The following is a 16578-nucleotide window of genomic DNA, read 5'->3' as shown; positions in this document are numbered from 1 at the left end:
GGCATGATTTGTTACTGGTGAGTTTGTGTGTTTGGCCGAGTGATTTTTAAAATCTGTTTTTAAATCTGTTTGTTTCCGGCTATAACCAAGGATTGTGAATGAAGAAACTTTTATGGGTATTGTTTAAGAGTAATCTGATTGTACGCATGCTGGTATGTATGATTATTGGCGCGTTTATTGCGGCCTTTTTGCCGCAATATGGGGTTAAATTGGAGTTTTTGGGTAGGGTATTTATTCAGGCTTTGCGTGCAGCTGCACCTATGCTGGTTTTTGTGTTGGTGATATCTTCTATTGTTAATAATAAGTTTGATAATGTTTCCAGTATTAAATCGGTGGCCTGGTTATATGCAGTAACTGTTCTGATTTCCGCAATATTGGCTTCAACTGTAAGTTATTTATATCCGCTGCATCTGGTGATGGATGTTCCGCCGATATCAGAGAAACCGCCAGAAGGTGTGGCAGAAATTCTCATGAATATTATCCTCAAGTTTGTGGATAATCCGGTTGATGCTTTGGCAAATGGTAATTTCCTGAGTATTCTGGCCTGGTCAACAGCACTGGGTATTGCTTTACGCCAGAGCAGTGAAGCAACGAAATCGGTTATTAAAAACTGGTCAGATGCGACTATTTGGGTGGTTCGTCTGGTGGTGGCTATTGCGCCTTACGGGGTGTTGGGTCTGGTTGCTTCGCACTTTACCAGTGATGGTCTGGCCAAGTTAAAAAATTATTTGGAGCTGATCGGGGTATTATTGGGGTTAATGGTGTTTGTGGCACTGGTGATTAATCCGCTGATTGTATTCCTGAATTTTCGTAAAAATCCTTATCCGCTGGTATTTACCTGCTTACGTTATAGCGGGATTACGGCGTTCTTTACCCGTAGTTCGGCTGCGAATATTCCGGTAAATATCCGTTTGGCTCAGCGTATGCAGTTGCCGGAAGAAATTTATTCTCTGTCTATCCCGCTTGGGGTAACGATGAGTATGAATGGTGCGGCGATTACTATTACCACGATGACGATGGCCACTGTGCATACTTTGGGTATGGATGTTAGTTTTATTCAGACTTTATTGCTGAGTATTCTGGCTACGGTATGTGCTCTTGGTGCTTCTGGTGTACCGGGCGGTTCGTTGCTGCTGATTCCGGTTGCGTGCAGTATGTTTGGTGTTGATCCGACTATAGCTGCACAGGTGGTGGCAATCGGGTTTGTAATCAGTGAAATTCAGGATTCTGCCGAGACGGTTTTGAATTCTTCCAGTGATATGCTGTTTACTTCGGTGGTGTCGCTGAAGCAGCAGGGCAGGGATCCGAGTAAAATTGAGTTGTTGCCAGAATAAGCCTGTATTAGGACTATTTTTGAAACCGCTGTGTACTCTGACAGCGGTTTTTGTATTTGAACCGAATATATTTGCTCTTGGGTGTAGCATGGATTAATTTAATTCTGTTGGGCATTTGAATATGAGATTTTTTATGGCTATACAGGATATGCTGTGTTTGATATAGGTAGTTGAGCCTTGTACGTTACTGAGCATCATCTGACGATATGGGAAAGCTGTGCTTTTGAGTGTTATCATATTCTTAAGGATGTGACAGATATGGCTGGCTAAGAGACTAAGCAGCAAAATTATATGGACTAATCGCTCAATCTGGTTTGGCTGATTTTGGTAAGGTTAGATGCCGTTGCTTGTTTTATATCAGGAGGTATTTGATTAATGTTATCATTTGTCTTGGTATTTTTTGCGTTAATATTACAATGATATTTATTTTGTAAGCAAAATTGGGAGTTTATGCATGAGCAACGATGTTATTAAGGTTTTTGTGGGTTGTGACCCCAATAACTGTGATCTGGAGCAGATGATGGTGGTGGATTACAGTATCCATAAACATACATCGCGGCCGGTAGAAATCGTCTGGATGCAGTTAAGTCATGATCCGGACAGTCCTTGGTATTCTGACCCGCAATCTGGCGCTGGCTGGCATACTGAGAAATGGGCAACGCCGTTTTCCGGTTTCCGCTGGGGTATTCCTGCTGCCTGTAATTACCAGGGACGTGCCATTTATATGGATGCGGACATGATTGTTCTGGCTGATTTAGCTGAGTTGTGGGAACATCCTATTGAAGGTGAAGCGATTGTTGCTGCCAAGGAAGTGCATGATCATGCCAAGGGCAAACGTTTTACCCGTTTATGTACCTGTGTCTGGGATTGTGCCAAAGCAAAAGCCAAACTGCCTGAACAGGCTACTTTGCGTGCTGATCCTGATTCACACAAAAAAATGATGGCCAAATTTAAGCAACATCCAGAATGGGTGCAGGCTTATACTGCAGCCTGGAATTGTGTTGATGGTGAAGGTCTGCCGATTGAGCAGATGAAAATTTTGCACTATTCGGATATGGGTACGCAGTTCAGTCATAAATACTCAATTCCACGTTTAACTGCTGCTGGGCAGAAACACTGGTTTGACAGTGATATTCTGCCACATCCGCGCAAGGATTTGATTGAGCTATTTGACCGGTATTATCAGGAAGCCTTGGATGCTGGCTATAAGCTGGAAAATTATGCTGTTAAACCTTTCGGTACTTTCCCTAAGGAGTCACAGGTTGGCTATGAGGGTAATGAGGTTACGCGCCAAAAAAAACCAAAATCTTTGCTTTCGCGTGTCTGGCATAGCCTGAGTGGTCGCAAGTAAATTTTGAATTAAATCTGACTGGTCGTCTGCTGATATGGCTGACGACCAGATTTTTTATTTTTGAAATGACAATATGACTAAATAGAGTGGCTGAGTTCTGTTCTATCTGAAATGAAATAATTGTTGCTCAAATGACATTGGCTTGGTAGACCGATGTTGCAATGGGATAGATGTATAAGTCATGCATCGAAGATGCTTATTATGTAGAAAGGAATAAGATTACATTTCCAGTGGATCAACATCAATCAGCCAGCGTGTATGTGGATAGATTTTTTCCAGATGTTGTAGCCAGCTTTGCCATATGGAGATGCTGTGGTGCAGATCACGCCGGTTTTTACTTTCCAGAAATACTTGTGCCCGTTCGTAACCGGCCAGTCGTGCCATGAGCATCGGTACTGGCCCGAAAGTACTAACATTGGCCGGTAATGACTGTTGCTGCTCAATGCCCTGTAATGCCTGACGCAGTAGTTCCTGTGCTGCGCGCATGGTTTTTGCATCGGCGCGGATGGCTGCCATATGGCTGAATGGTGGCATGCCCAACTCCTGTCTTTCCGTCAGTTCGGTTGTGGCAAAGGAGGCATAATTTTGTGCGGCCAGAGCCTGATAAACTTTGTGTTCAGGTTGTCGTGTTTGTACCCATACATCACCCCTACAATCCGCACGGCCGGCACGGCCACTCACCTGCATTAGTTCGGCAAATAAACGTTCTGGGGCTCGGAAATCGGCACTGTAGAGGCTGTTATCAGCATTTAAAACTACTACTAGATTCAGATGGGGAAAATCATGACCTTTGGCCAGCATCTGGGTGCCCACCAGTACATCAACCTGCCGTTGCATGATTCTGCTATAGATTTCTGCCCAATCCTGCCGGTGTGCGGTGCTATCGCGATCTACGCGCAAAATGCGCGCATTGGGCAGTAAATGTTGCAGGTTTTCTTCAATCCGTTGTGTTCCTTGACCAACGGCAGTCAAATCCTGATTACCGCATTCTGGACAACAATGCGGGATACGCTGATGATAATCACAATGATGACAGCGTAATTGTCCGGCATGCTGATGTAAAACCATTTTGGCCGAGCAGTTTGGACAACCGAATGTATGTCCGCAGGCTGCACAAAATAGGGCTGGAGCAAAGCCGCGCCGATTCAGGTATACCATGCTTAGGCCACCGTTAGCAAAATTGGCTTGTAATTTTTGCTTGATGATGTCGCTAAGGCCGTTATCCAATGCCAGCCGGCGAATATCCAGTAAATGAATCTGTGGCAACTGGGCACTGGCATGGGCGCGTTCACTCAGTTGGAGTAATTGGTAGTCTCCTTGCTGGGTTTTGTACCAGCTTTCTAATGATGGGGTGGCACTGCCCAGTACAATCGGACAATTTGTCTGCCGGGCACGCCATACAGCCAGATCACGTGCCTGATAGCGCAGCTCACTTTCCTGTTTGAATGAGTAATCATGCTCTTCGTCGACGACAATTAATCCTAGATTGTGCATGGGTGTAAACACGGCCAGTCGTGTGCCAATTACCAGCGCAGCCTGCCCCAGTGCGGCCTGAAGATAATTGCTGGTACGCTGGCCGGCAGCAGTCTGGCTGTGTAATACGGCGGTGACGGTATGCGGAAAGCGTTGGCGCACGCGTTGCATTAATTGCGGTGTGAGGTTAATTTCCGGTAGTAGAAACAGAACCTGTTTGCCCTGCTGTAATACTTTGGCCATGATGTCAAAATAGACTTCGGTTTTGCCACTGCCGGTAATGCCATATAGCAAAAATGGGGCAAACTGGCCGACTTTGGTCTGTATTGATGTGCTGGCGTACTGTTGTTGCTGATTAAGCTGATGCTGACTGGCCGGAATGCTAGCGCAGGCTGGAACAGGCTTGGTCTGTATCCAGCCCTGTTGTTGCCACTGGTTGAGGTAATGCGTGGCCTGAGTGTGCTTGGCTTTGAGCTGTTGCAGTGTGGCTGGTGCTGATTGCAGACATTGCCATAAAGCATGCTGTTTGTGAAAACGTGCTGGTGGCGGAGGCCTGAGGTGGCCACTGGCGCTGAGTGTATACATCATCTCCTGACGCGGTAATGATACCGCTTCCGGCTGGCGCAGGCCTTTGGGCAGGGCTGCCATGACTGCCTGTCCAAGCGGATAGTGATAATAGCGGGCAGTAAAACTGAGTAAGGCACGCCAGTCTGCAGGTAATTGCCAGCCGTCGGGGAATATGGTTTCAATTGGCAGTATTTTACTGATATCAATTTCTGGCTGCACATTGCTTTCCCACACAATTGCTGCCAGCAGACGTTTGCGAAAACGCACGGCCACACGTGTACCTGCCGGCAGGGCTGTGGGGTGCGCGTAGGTAAGCAAGGGATACAGGGGCACGTTTAGTGCCAGTTGATGATAAATCAATGTAAACAGAAATAAAAATACAATGAACTGTTTATTGTAACTCAAAGTGGCTAGCTTTTATCATTGCGCTGTTTATGCGATAATTTGCACCAGTTTATTACGGGATTACTGTGTGATGTGGATGCTTGCAGCAGGCTTTACAATTTGTCTGGAGCAGATATTACATGCAAGTAGTTAATTACTGTATGCTTACCCGTTTGTGAACGGGTTTTTTTGTGCCTATTGAAAATGCTGAAGGTTAAATTATGGCTAATCCGCTGTATCGCCAACATTTCATTTCTATTAATGATTTATCTACTGCGCAGCTGGAATTTTTGCTGGCACTTGCTTTACAGTTAAAGCAGCAGCCACAGGCTGATTTATTGAATGGGCGTTTGGTTGGTTCGTGTTTTTTTGAGCCATCTACCCGTACCCGCTTATCATTTGAAACGGCTATTCAACGGTTGGGCGGTAAGGTAATCGGTTTTGCCGATGGTGCCAATACCAGCGCTAAAAAAGGGGAAACGCTGGCTGATACGGCACGGATTATCAGTAATTATGCTGATGCAATTGTGATGCGTCATCCGAAAGATGGCGCGGCGCGAGTGGTGAGTGAGTTTGCTCATGTACCGGTGATTAATGCTGGTGATGGGACTAATCAGCATCCGTCGCAAACGCTACTTGATTTGGTGACGATATATGAAACACAGGGATGTTTGCAGAATTTAAAAATTGCGTTGGTGGGTGACTTGAAATATGGTCGCACGGTACATTCACTGGCGCAGGCGCTCAGCCGCTGGGGCTGTGAGTTTATTTTTGTTTCTCCGCCAACGCTGGCGATGCCCGTCTATATCTGTGAACAGCTAGATGAAAATGGTATATCCTATCGAACCTCTGACAGTTTGGAAGAGGCCCTGGCATGGGCAGATATTCTGTATATGACGCGTATTCAGCGTGAACGTTTTGATGAGCAGGAATTTGCCAGAATCAATGGCCACTTTAGTCTGTGTGCCGCCATGCTGAAACAGGCTAAGCCGAATATGCGTATTCTGCATCCTTTACCGCGTGTGGATGAGATTCACGCGGATGTCGATAATAGTATTCATGCCTATTACTTTCAGCAGGCCAATAATGGTATGTTTGCGCGTCAGGCTATTCTGGCAGCGATTCTGAATCAACATATTGATGCAGTCAGTGCAAAAGGATAAACAAATGATGAATCAGACCAAGCTGAGTATTGAGGCAATAAAAGACGGCACAGTGATTGATCACATTCCGGTAGGGCAGGGGCTGACCATTTTGCGCCAGTTCAGGCTACTGCATTCTGGTAATGCGGTTACTATGGGTTTCAATCTGAGCAGCCAGTCCAGTGGCAGCAAGGATATTATTAAAATATCCGGCCAGTTTCTGGATGATGCGGCTGCCAATCGCTTAGCCCTGTTTGCACCACAGGCTACGGTTAATGATATTGAGAATTTTCGCGTGGTACGCAAACGCACACTCACTTTGCCGGAAAACATCACTGAAGTGTTTCGTTGTCCGAACAGCAATTGTGCCAGCCATGGTGAACCGGTACAAAGCCGTTTTTCGGTGCGGGTTAGCCATGGCGAAACACGTTTGCGCTGTCATTATTGCGAAAAAACGTTTGCGCGCGAATCGGTGATTGAGGCCTAATTGTTAATCTTCTCGATGGTTTATTTATAAGCCGAATGCTTCGGCATGAAAGCTGATATGGCTTTCGATAAAGGTGCTAACGAAATAGTAACTGTGATCGTAGTTTTCGCGCAGGTGATAACGGATATTGACTCCTTTGCTTCTGGCAACCTGTACGAAATCCTGTGGATGTAATTGTGCCGGATAGTATTCATCCACACTGCCCTGATCGATAAGAATGGGTAATGAGGGCAGATTTTGGGTAAGCAGCTCCGTACTATCGTATGCAGCCCAGTCTGCCTGATTGTTTCCCAGATAGGTGGTGAATGCCTCTTGCCCCCATGCTCCGGCACTCGGATGGGCAATGGGGGCAAATGCTGATACCGCGAGATAACGCTGCGGGTTTTTCAGGGCAATCATCAACGCACCATGGCCACCCATGCTGTGTCCGCACAGACTGCGCTGTTCATTGACTGGAAAATGTTTTTCGATGAGTTTGGGTAATTCTGTTACCACATAATCGTACATCTGATAATGCTGTGCCCATGGCTGCTGAGTGGCATTAACATAAAATCCGGCACCTTGCCCCAAACTGTAGATATCTACATTGGCTACATCAGTGCCACGTGGGCTGGTATCTGGCATAACCAGTACTATGCCCCATTCAGCTGCAAAACGTTGTGCGCCACTTTTAACGGCAAAATTTTCATCGGTACAGGTAAGCCCGCCCAGACAGTAGACTACGGGTAGCTGATAACCCTGTAAGGCACGTGATGGCAGGTACACGGAAAAAGTCATGTCACACTGGTTGAAGTGACTGTAATGCCGATAACGTCGTTGTTCGCCGTTAAACAGTTTGTGGGTAGCCAGTAGAGTGATTTCAGCCATATCAGTTTATCCGTGTTGCTTTAATGTAAATAGATTATGTGCACACTTGTGTGTTAGTAGTAAATAACGGTGCGAATGGATTCACCAGTATGCATCAGCTCAAATGCCTGATTGATATCCGATAGTGGTAAGGTATGGGTGATAAATGGTGATAGCTCAATTTTGCCTTGCATAGCCTCTTCTACCATGCCCGGCAATTGTGAACGGCCTTTAACCCCACCAAACGCCGACCCTTTCCATACTCGTCCGGTAACCAGTTGAAAAGGCCGTGTGGCTATTTCCTGACCGACACCAGCTACGCCGATAATAATGCTTTGCCCCCAGCCACGGTGTGCACATTCCAGTGCCGCGCGCATAATGTCCACATTGCCGATACATTCAAAGCTGTGGTCTACGCCCCATTCAGTCAGGCGGATAATGACCTGCTGTATCGGTTCCTGATAATCATGCGGGTTGATGCATTCGGTAGCACCAAAATGTTTGGCCAGCGCAAATTTGGCTGGATTGGTATCAATCGCAATAATCCGTCCGGCACCGGCCTGTCGTGCACCTTGTACTACGGCCAGCCCGATACCGCCCAGCCCGAATACGGCAACCGTATCGCCGGCCTGTACCTTCGCTGTATTGTGTACTGCACCGATGCCAGTAGTTACCCCGCAGCCGAGCAGACACACCTGCTCATGCCTGGCTTCGGGATTAATTTTGGCCAGTGATACTTCTGCCACTACAGTATATTCGCTGAAAGTAGAACAGCCCATGTAGTGATAAATCGGCAGTCCCTGATAAGAAAAGCGCGTAGTACCGTCCGGCATCAGCCCTTTACCCTGTGTGGCTCGCACTGCGGTACACAGATTGGTTTTGCCTGAACGACAGAACAGGCATTCGCCACACTCGGCAGTGTACAGGGGAATAACATGATCACCCGGTTTGACCGAAGTTACGCCCTCACCAACTTCCACGACAATACCAGCGCCTTCATGGCCAAGGATGGCAGGAAATACACCTTCTGGGTCAGCACCCGATAGAGTGAATGCATCAGTATGGCATACACCGGTGTGGGTGATTTTCACCAGTACTTCACCTGACTTGGGCGGAGCGACATCTACTTCGACAATTTTTAATGCTTCACCCGGAGCGAAAGCAACTGCGGCACGAGATTTCATGGTTTATCCTGTTGGCAAATAATTGGCTTGAGTGAAATGATAGCAGGTAGACAGTTATCATACATCCTGTAACAGTCTCACAGATATAATTTATCTTCGGCTATAGATTTTAATCAGATAGTGTTCTGAAACGAGGCTGATATGCTTTTTTTGACAAGGTTGTTAGGCGCTTTCAGATTCTATTCAGCAATCCGCTGATTATTCTGTATTGCAGTAAGATGTTGTCGTTGGCACCTATGGTCAGGCTGCTCATGTTGGCTACTTGTGTGCAAGTGTTGCAGGTTTAAGTTACCGGAATGGTTATTTTATCAATATAGCTATTATTGATATCAATAACAGCTATTCATTTTAGTGGTTGTGTAAAAGGATGGCTTAAATTAGGAATCAGGCAGTTTTTGTTATTTTGAACGAATGTCCAGATTGAGAAAGCGCATAACGTCAATTGGAAGATTCAAAAAAAGGTTGATTATTGGCTGGAGAAAATTCGTTGTGATTGTAATCTGGTAACAGTTAATCAGAATCGAATAACTGTAATTTTTATTTTAAATCATGAAGATGCTTGAATGTGGCAATAAGCGGCGTTAAAGCAATATCTAGACTTGTATAGCTTGTATTGTTATCAAGAGTGTAATAAATATGCTCATATTTTTGCTTAAAATAAAGCAAAATCAATGATTATGTCTTCATTGTTAGTCTGGTTGTTCAGATTCACGGTGATGATTAAGTAAAATGAGACCACACTGGCTGGCATATTGGTGGCAATAGTGGGCAGGAGCCAATCAGACCACCGCCAAAATCACCATCGCGGTGAAAATCACTGCCGCAACTGGCTAAAAATCCGAATTGTTGTGCCAGCAAGGCATAGTTCAGACGGTCGTTCAGACTGGAACGGCCGCTGTGTACTTCTATAGCCGCACCACCACAGGCCTTAAAATCACTAAACAGATTGCGGCGGGCCGTGGCAGAGAGTTCATAGCGCATTGGGTGGGCGATAACGGCAATACCGCCAGCGTGCCGGATAGCAGCAACAACTTCAGTCAGTTCAGCCCACTGGTGTTTGATGCTACAGGATTTACCATCGCCCAGATATTTGCGAAAAGCATCCGCTTTTTTGCTCACATGGCCGGTGTTGACTAGAAAATCAGCAATATGCGTCCGGGTTACCATATCTATATTGGTAGCTAGTGCCAGTGTACCTTCATAGGCACCGCTTATGCCTTTCTTGGCCAGCTTGTCGGCAATGGCCTGTAAGCGCAGCAGACGGCCACTGCGCAGGCGCTGGAGCAGGGTTTGTAATACCTCGTCTTCCAGAGCGATATTCAGGCCGACTATATGGATGGTGCGGCCGCGCCAGCTTACTGAGATTTCCACACCATTAATTAAAGTTATTCCTGATTGCGCAGCCTGCAAGCGTGCCGCAGCCATGCCACCGGTGTGATCGTGGTCTGTCAGCGCCAGCAGGGTACAGCCATTGGCATGTGCCCGTAGTACAACTTCTGCTGGTGTCAAGGCACCATCAGAAACAGTAGAATGGCAATGTAAGTCAATACTCATGGGTTATTTCCATCTGTATGAGATGATGTGGCCAGTTGCGCCTGTTGTGCTTTATAGGCAGCTTTTTCGCGGTAATAAATCTGCCAGACGCAGGCTTCGCCACAATCGCTGTTACAGCACTCCCAGTCTTCTGGTGGTACTGGTGCAGTTAATAATTCTGGTGTGTTCATGCCTGACTATTAATGACGCAGATTTCATTGTCTGCCAGTTGGATACAGTCACCAGCAATAATTTTTGCTGTTTTGCGGGTTTCCGGCTGGTGATTGCGCAGTACCCTGCCTTCGGCAATCAGTTGTTTGGCACGCCCTCCGCTCTCTGCCAGTCCGGCTAGTTTAAGTAAATCACATAACGCAATATGAGGATGTCCGGCTAAATCGAATTGCTGTTTCATTTGTTGTGCCTTTAAATAAATAGCTATTGTAGCGATTATCTGCGTGCAACAGGTTATTGTATGCTGCTGTAACTACGCTAGGCGCATAAAATATGTTATGGTTAAAGCAGAATTTACTGGAGAATTGTTGTGGATACCCTTAACTGGTTACGTCAGCTCATTGCTTTTGATACCACCAGCCGCCAGAGTAATCTGGCTCTGATTAACCATGTGGCCGGTTATCTGGAAAGCCGAAAACTGTCGCCATGGCTGGCACATAATGTAAGCGGTGACAAAGCTAACCTGTTTGTAACCATTGCTGCGGCTGATGGCAGTACTTCTGGCGGGCTGGTGTTTTCCGGTCATACCGATGTGGTGCCGGTGGATGGACAAAACTGGCTGTCTGACCCCTTTGTGGTCGATGTGCGCGATGGTTGTGTATATGGTCGCGGCAGTAGTGACATGAAAGGTTTTATTGCCAGTGTGCTGGCTGCGGTTCCGGCCATGCAGGCGGCCAAGCTGAAAATGCCGTTACATATCGCCTTGTCTTTTGATGAAGAAATCGGCTGTCTGGGTGCACCAGTTATGCTGGCAGAGCTGGAAAAACGAGGTTTGCAGCCACAATCCTGCATAGTGGGGGAACCTACATCCATGCAGATGGTGGTGGCTCACAAAGGTATCCATACGTTCTGTTGTGAAGTACACGGTAAGAATGCCCATTCTTCGCTTACACCCAATGGCGTGAATGCGATTGAGTATGCTGCCCGCCTGATTGTATTTATCAACCAGTTGGCGCACCAGTTACAGCACCGTGCTGATTTGGATCATGCGTTTGATGTACCGTTTGCTACGGTATCTACCGGCCTGATTCGTGGTGGTACGGCCATCAATATTGTGCCTGATTACTGTGCTTTTGAGTTTGATTACCGTAATCTGCCGCATATGACAGTGGAAGAGCTGATTGAACCTGTTCAGCACTATATTACCACCCAACTCTTACCTGCCATGCAGGCAGTTGCACCAGAAGCAGCAATTAAATTAACGCATAATGTGCAGGTACCGGCCTTAAATGATGCGAATAATCAGCAGTTGCATGCATTGATTGCCCAATTGGTGGATACTGACCAGCGTGCTAAAGTAGCATATGCTACTGAAGGTGGCCAGTTTCAGCATAGCGGTATCAGCACGGTAGTGTGTGGTCCCGGCAGCATTACGGTGGCACATAAGGCTAATGAGTATATTGAGCTGGAACAGTTGAGTCGTTGTGATCATTTTTTGCACAGGCTGATTCAGGCACAAAGTCTGTAATATTGCTAACAAGGCGAAATTCTTAGTTTTTGCTACATAACGGCATACTGCTGTTAAAATATTTTTATCAGAGTATGCTGGCTGTAAACATGATTGAAAAGAGTTAACTACGCACGATTAAATATGCTTGGTGGTTTGATTATTGGCTGGTAAGGTTAACTGAATAACAGGAAAATTAGATGAAAATGAAACGCTTTCTGTCTACCGGGATATTGTTATTATCTCTGGTGCTATCTGCTGTGACGGTACAGGCTAATGAAGTAAATATGTATATGAGTGCGATTACGATGAGCTATGCGCGCTTTAATGCGGCGCAAACGGTGGCTGATGCCAGCAAGGCTTTAGCCAGTATGCGTACTGCTGCTGTGGCAGCTCGTGCACAAAAACCATACGGGCTGACAAACGCTGCGGCAAATAACCCTAAACTGCGGGTATATCAGTCAGAAATGGATAAATTAATTGCTGAAATCGATAAAACCAGCAAGCTAGTTAAAGCTGGGAAAATGGCACAAGCCAAAACTGAGGGTAAGAAAATACTGCAATTGCGTGATGAGGGTCATGCCGCGATGAAACACTGAAATGACTATAAACTAAGCTGTTGATAGATTTTATGAAAATAATGCTGCTACAGAATGTAAAAAGCCTGGTTCCGCCCCTTAAAAGCTAAAGAACCAGGAAACATAGACAAACAATGCGGTAGTGGATAATGACTAGAACTTGTGATTCTGTACTGACATCATCCGAAATTCTTTAGACAATTCCTTTTTTGAAACATTTCTTCAACCCTTTGCTACACTCTGAAAATTGTAGCGATTAATACAAAATAATATACTAAATGCAATAAATATAATAAGTTATAAAAACTGATTATCCCGTTGCTGATTATAATACCTAATTAGTCACGCTGTTAAGCTTCACTGGGTAAATAATCAGTTTTTTAGGTATTTCAGTTTATATCTGATAAATGGGTATCTATCAGGTTTAAAAGTGTTGTTTTCACGCAAATTAATATGACAAAACTTCGTTGACACCTGCGTGCTGTTGATTAAAACCATCGCTGGAGGAAACAGGCGTAACATGTACGCTTCCAAATGGCGGTTTCTCGCCACAAAAGTAGTCATAAACACTGCCTTTCCTGATTATCCTAATCAAACCGCTATGCGCTTCCAGACGCATGGGGCGGCAGAAGAATGGCAAGGCTGGAAGACCGTTAATCAGAACCGGCAGGCATAAAGCCTCCCTGCCATTGTCTACCATGGGAGAGGTATGCCAATGACTTGGTAAACAGAATATAAGACACCATCATGTGAAAATATCAATGGCTTATCTGCCTGATGAAACAGCCTTCCAGAGCTGGCCGTACTATTTAATACGGCTTGGTTATCATACTGGTGAATAATTATGTTTGTCAATAATTCGTTAAATTAATATTGTAATCAATAATAAATGTAATATTAAAGACATATATTGAATTTATTGTAAGCTATGCATAGGTCTGAGGTAAAAAGTTGTTTTATCTGCGGATTAACTGATAGTTGTATAGAAATTGTACCATATTATGATATTAATGCAATTGAAATATGCTATATGTTTAAAATTCAAATTTGTCTTTGAATTAGTAGACTAGGTTATTTATTAGTTTTTTAAGCAAATAGGATAAAAATATTCTGTCAGCCATTCATCTCCTCATCGGTGGTTTGAATTAGTGGAATGGCTACACTAAGTCATACAACTTTTAGGGGCAAGACAAACTTAACTCTAAAACTAAAAAGGAAAAAATGATATATCAATAAAAACTTGCACAACGCACTATTAGTGCTGGTTTCAAAGGGCAAATAGTTAAACTATATCAATAGGGAAAATCCCGCAGTGAAGTGCTCAAGGAATATGAATTGACGCCATCCGCTTTAGACAGCTGGATAAACCAATCAAGCAAGAGTGGTTCATTTAAGACTAAAGATAACCGCTCCAGAACAAAATGAACTAATTGCGTTACGAAAAGAGCTTAAACAGCTACGGATGGAAAACGTTATTCCAAAGTAGGCTATACTGATCATGGGATGAAAATTAAAACTCTGAAAGTAAACCAACATTGTTATGCTGTAGCGGTACTATGTCGCTGCTTAGGGATATCCAGACATTATGTCTATAATCAGTGCAAAGCAACCAAATAGAAATCGATGGCCAATTACGCCGACAAAATATTAGCTATTTTTGATCGCAGTTATCAATCATATCAAACCAGACGCACTCGTTTTGCCTTATAACAAGTGGGCATCAGTGTTTTCCTTTGTTACATTGCCTAGGTAATGAGGTCGCTAACATTAATATCAATGTACACGTTATTGAGGATATCAAACAGCAAGCAATGACGCAGCAACGGCTAATCATTTACAGCGTCAGTTGGATGCAGGTGCCTAACTATAGATTATAGTGGCAGACTTAACCTATAAGCGTGTTCACCATCACGGGATTTATTTATGTGTGTTACTGAATTTATCTAATCGACAGATTGCCGGCTATGGTGTTGGTTAATATAAAACAGCAGTTGTAGTGATGTGTGTATTAAGTCAGTTTAAGCTACCGCAATCATTATTAAATCTATTTCATTCAGATAGAGAAAAAGTTTAACAATCAGTTGCTAGATGAGTGTTTTAATATATTTAATATTCAACGATCGCTAATTACAAGCTGATTAAAAAAAGGGTTTCCGTATAACAATACAGTAGCGAAAGCAACATTGAAAAGTATTAAAACTTAGTTTGTTAAAGGAGTAAAATTCATGACAACCCAAGAATTACAACAAGGCTTTGTGGCTGATGCTTATTGATACAATCCCAAACGGTTACATTCCTCGTTAAGCTATTTGCTTCCGATGGAATTTTACAAATGGCCACTCCTTAGCTTTGTTTCTTGAATATGTGTTGCCATTCCAATCATCATATGAATAATAATAAATTAATATATGAAATTGATAGTCACTTTCATATATTTCAAGCAATAAACAGCTTTTATCTGATTTTTTAATTAATCAGTTTAAGTGAATAGGTATTAGAAAAATTAACAAAGCCGCATATTGCGCCATCCCATATTGCTTTGGGTTAACAGTATATATAAGCTGATTAAAGCAGCCACGGCATTACTACATTACCGTGGCGCAGTAATTATTATTCAGCCAGCGCGTAAATTTCATCCAGATTGCGCCATTTGCCTTCGGCATCCATGCCATAGCCAAATACATAGCGGTTAGGGACATCCAGTCCGACAAAGTCGGCCATAATCGGTTTGTCTTTGCCAATCAGCTTGTTGGCAAAAACAGCAGTGGAGCAACTGGCTGCGCCCATTTCCAGTATCTGTTTTTTTACTGCGGCCAGCGTATGGCCTTCATCGAGAATATCATCCAGTACCAGAATATGGCGTCCTGCTACGGCGTTTTGCGGGGCACGCAGCCACTGATAGCTACCCCCCTGAAGTTTGTCACCATAGCGTGAAATATGGATGTAATCGAAATCCAGCGGAAAACGCAGCAATGGCAATAATTTGCCGGTAAAGACCACCGCACCACCCATTACCGGTAATACCAGCGGATATTTGTCACTCAGTGCTGCGGTGATGTCCGCAGCCATCTGTTCCAGTCTGGCTTCGCAGGTGCTACGGTCAAACAGCAAGTCTGCTTTATCCAGCATTGCCTGAGTTTCGGCGCGTTTGGCGGTTAAATCAATTGTGCTCATTGGCGTTTTCCATGTCTGTCTGGGTAAGGTAAAACCATTTTTGCCACTTTCGGCTGGCCAGCAATATGCACAGGATAGGAGCAGGTGGCGTTGGCTACTGTTTAATTGGGTAAATTTGTGCTGTTGAGGTGATGTTGCTGCACTAGGGTTGATGTGATTTATTGGTTTTATGCAGATAAAAGATAAATTATTCCCAAATTTTACTTGCAAGACGCGTATTTTATGCGATTTCTGGCGGTTGCGGGCAATCTGCGGATGAAGCATGTTGATAACTGGCTGGTTTGTTAATGTAATTTTTCTGGCCTAAATAAGAAAATGCACCGTTGTGATTAGACGGGAGTAATCGGTCAATCGCAATGGTGCAGAACGCTTTGGGTTATGCGGGGCGCAGGTAATGAATTTCCTGATTGCAGCTGCCGCGCCAGAGTAGTGACGGGTCTTTCAGTTCCTGTATAAATTTGCCGTCAATCAGGGTGTTAATTTCATCAATGACCCGTCTTTGGGCTGCGGATAGTTCTGATAGGGTGTAGCCGGTCCACAACCAGATATCTTTATGCTCGGTTTCATGCCGTACTCGTTTAACCAGATGCAGGATGGTACTCAGATTGTGTGGATGTAACGGATCCCCGCCGGTTAGTGACAAACCCTGACGCATAATACGGCTGTCGTTGAGGTCGCTGATGATGCGGTCTTCCAGTTGCTGGTCGAACGGCTTGCCGGAATCTACCCGCCATGTGGTAGCGTTATAACAGCCGCGGCATTTGTGTTCGCAGCCAGCTACAAACAGGGTGCAACGGGTACCGGGGCCGTTGACTACGTCAACCGGATAATACTGATGGTAGTTCAT

Annotated in this window: 15 protein-coding genes; 7 read left to right on the top strand and 8 right to left on the bottom strand. The window is 44.7% G+C overall.

Annotated elements, in window-relative coordinates; genetic code table 11:
* The first annotated feature begins 98 nt into the window (after positions 1-98).
* Both sstT and MJ764_RS09705 read left to right on the top strand, forming a co-directional pair.
* Positions 99-1334 carry a serine/threonine transporter SstT gene (sstT, locus tag MJ764_RS09710; protein WP_239326522.1) on the top strand — a complete coding sequence of 412 codons (1236 nt, stop codon included), beginning with the start codon at positions 99-101 and terminating at the stop codon, positions 1332-1334.
* 454 nt (positions 1335-1788) lie between these two features.
* Positions 1789-2685, top strand: a complete 897-nt coding sequence (locus tag MJ764_RS09705) for a glycosyltransferase family protein (RefSeq protein WP_239326520.1) — start codon at positions 1789-1791, stop codon at positions 2683-2685.
* Positions 2686-2904: 219 nt separating this feature from the next.
* On the opposite strand, the gene MJ764_RS09700 is transcribed toward MJ764_RS09705, so the two are convergent.
* Positions 2905-5085 (bottom strand): primosomal protein N', encoded by a 2181-nt coding sequence (locus tag MJ764_RS09700; RefSeq protein WP_239326558.1) that lies wholly within the window; start codon positions 5083-5085, stop codon positions 2905-2907.
* 245 nt (positions 5086-5330) lie between these two features.
* Between MJ764_RS09700 and pyrB the strand changes: the two genes are divergently transcribed.
* Positions 5331-6272 carry an aspartate carbamoyltransferase gene (pyrB, locus tag MJ764_RS09695; RefSeq protein WP_239326518.1) on the top strand — a complete coding sequence of 314 codons (942 nt, stop codon included), beginning with the start codon at positions 5331-5333 and terminating at the stop codon, positions 6270-6272.
* Positions 6273-6279: 7 nt separating this feature from the next.
* Positions 6280-6738, top strand: coding sequence for an aspartate carbamoyltransferase regulatory subunit (pyrI, locus tag MJ764_RS09690; protein ID WP_239326556.1), 459 nt, complete (start codon positions 6280-6282; stop codon positions 6736-6738).
* A gap of 24 nt (positions 6739-6762) precedes the next feature.
* Here pyrI and fghA read toward each other — a convergent pair whose 3' ends face one another.
* The 5 genes from fghA to MJ764_RS09665 form a co-directional block, all read right to left on the bottom strand.
* Positions 6763-7596, bottom strand: a complete 834-nt coding sequence (gene fghA, locus MJ764_RS09685) for an S-formylglutathione hydrolase (RefSeq protein ID WP_239326554.1) — start codon at positions 7594-7596, stop codon at positions 6763-6765.
* A gap of 62 nt (positions 7597-7658) precedes the next feature.
* Positions 7659-8768: an S-(hydroxymethyl)glutathione dehydrogenase/class III alcohol dehydrogenase gene (locus MJ764_RS09680; RefSeq protein WP_239326516.1), complete on the bottom strand. Its 1110-nt coding sequence runs from the start codon at positions 8766-8768 to the stop codon at positions 7659-7661.
* A 720-nt stretch (positions 8769-9488) separates the two neighbouring features.
* Positions 9489-10322 (bottom strand): PHP domain-containing protein, encoded by an 834-nt coding sequence (locus MJ764_RS09675; RefSeq protein WP_239326514.1) that lies wholly within the window; start codon positions 10320-10322, stop codon positions 9489-9491.
* Entirely contained in the window at positions 10319-10492 is a 174-nt protein-coding gene (locus MJ764_RS09670) for an oxidoreductase-like domain-containing protein (RefSeq protein WP_239326512.1), read from the bottom strand. Before MJ764_RS09670 ends, MJ764_RS09675 begins: the two co-directional genes overlap by 4 nt.
* Complete coding sequence (locus tag MJ764_RS09665) at positions 10489-10713, bottom strand: RNA-binding S4 domain-containing protein (protein WP_239326510.1); 225 nt, start codon at positions 10711-10713, stop codon at positions 10489-10491. The genes MJ764_RS09670 and MJ764_RS09665 overlap by 4 nt, the downstream gene beginning before the upstream one ends.
* Before the next feature lie 129 nt (positions 10714-10842).
* Here MJ764_RS09665 and argE point away from each other — a divergent pair, with 129 nt between their 5' ends.
* From argE to MJ764_RS09650, 3 genes are all read left to right on the top strand, one after another.
* The gene (gene argE / locus MJ764_RS09660; protein WP_239326508.1) at positions 10843-12000 is read left to right on the top strand and encodes an acetylornithine deacetylase; all 1158 of its coding nucleotides are present in this window, start codon (positions 10843-10845) and stop codon (positions 11998-12000) included.
* Positions 12001-12179: 179 nt separating this feature from the next.
* Positions 12180-12578, top strand: a complete 399-nt coding sequence (locus tag MJ764_RS09655) for a cytochrome b562 (protein ID WP_239326506.1) — start codon at positions 12180-12182, stop codon at positions 12576-12578.
* Between the two features lie 499 nt (positions 12579-13077).
* Complete coding sequence (locus MJ764_RS09650; RefSeq protein ID WP_239326504.1) at positions 13078-13233, top strand: hypothetical protein; 156 nt, start codon at positions 13078-13080, stop codon at positions 13231-13233.
* A 1934-nt stretch (positions 13234-15167) separates the two neighbouring features.
* Here MJ764_RS09650 and MJ764_RS09645 read toward each other — a convergent pair.
* The gene (locus MJ764_RS09645; protein ID WP_239326502.1) at positions 15168-15731 is read right to left on the bottom strand and encodes a hypoxanthine-guanine phosphoribosyltransferase; all 564 of its coding nucleotides are present in this window, start codon (positions 15729-15731) and stop codon (positions 15168-15170) included.
* A 376-nt stretch (positions 15732-16107) separates the two neighbouring features.
* Complete coding sequence (nrdG, locus tag MJ764_RS09640) at positions 16108-16578, bottom strand: anaerobic ribonucleoside-triphosphate reductase-activating protein (RefSeq protein WP_239326500.1); 471 nt, start codon at positions 16576-16578, stop codon at positions 16108-16110.

Source organism: Snodgrassella gandavensis (genome assembly GCF_914768025.1).
Taxonomy (GTDB): Bacteria; Pseudomonadota; Gammaproteobacteria; order Burkholderiales; family Neisseriaceae; genus Snodgrassella; species Snodgrassella gandavensis.
Note: the sequence above shows the minus strand (reverse complement) of the source record. Positions and strands in the feature narration are given on the sequence as shown.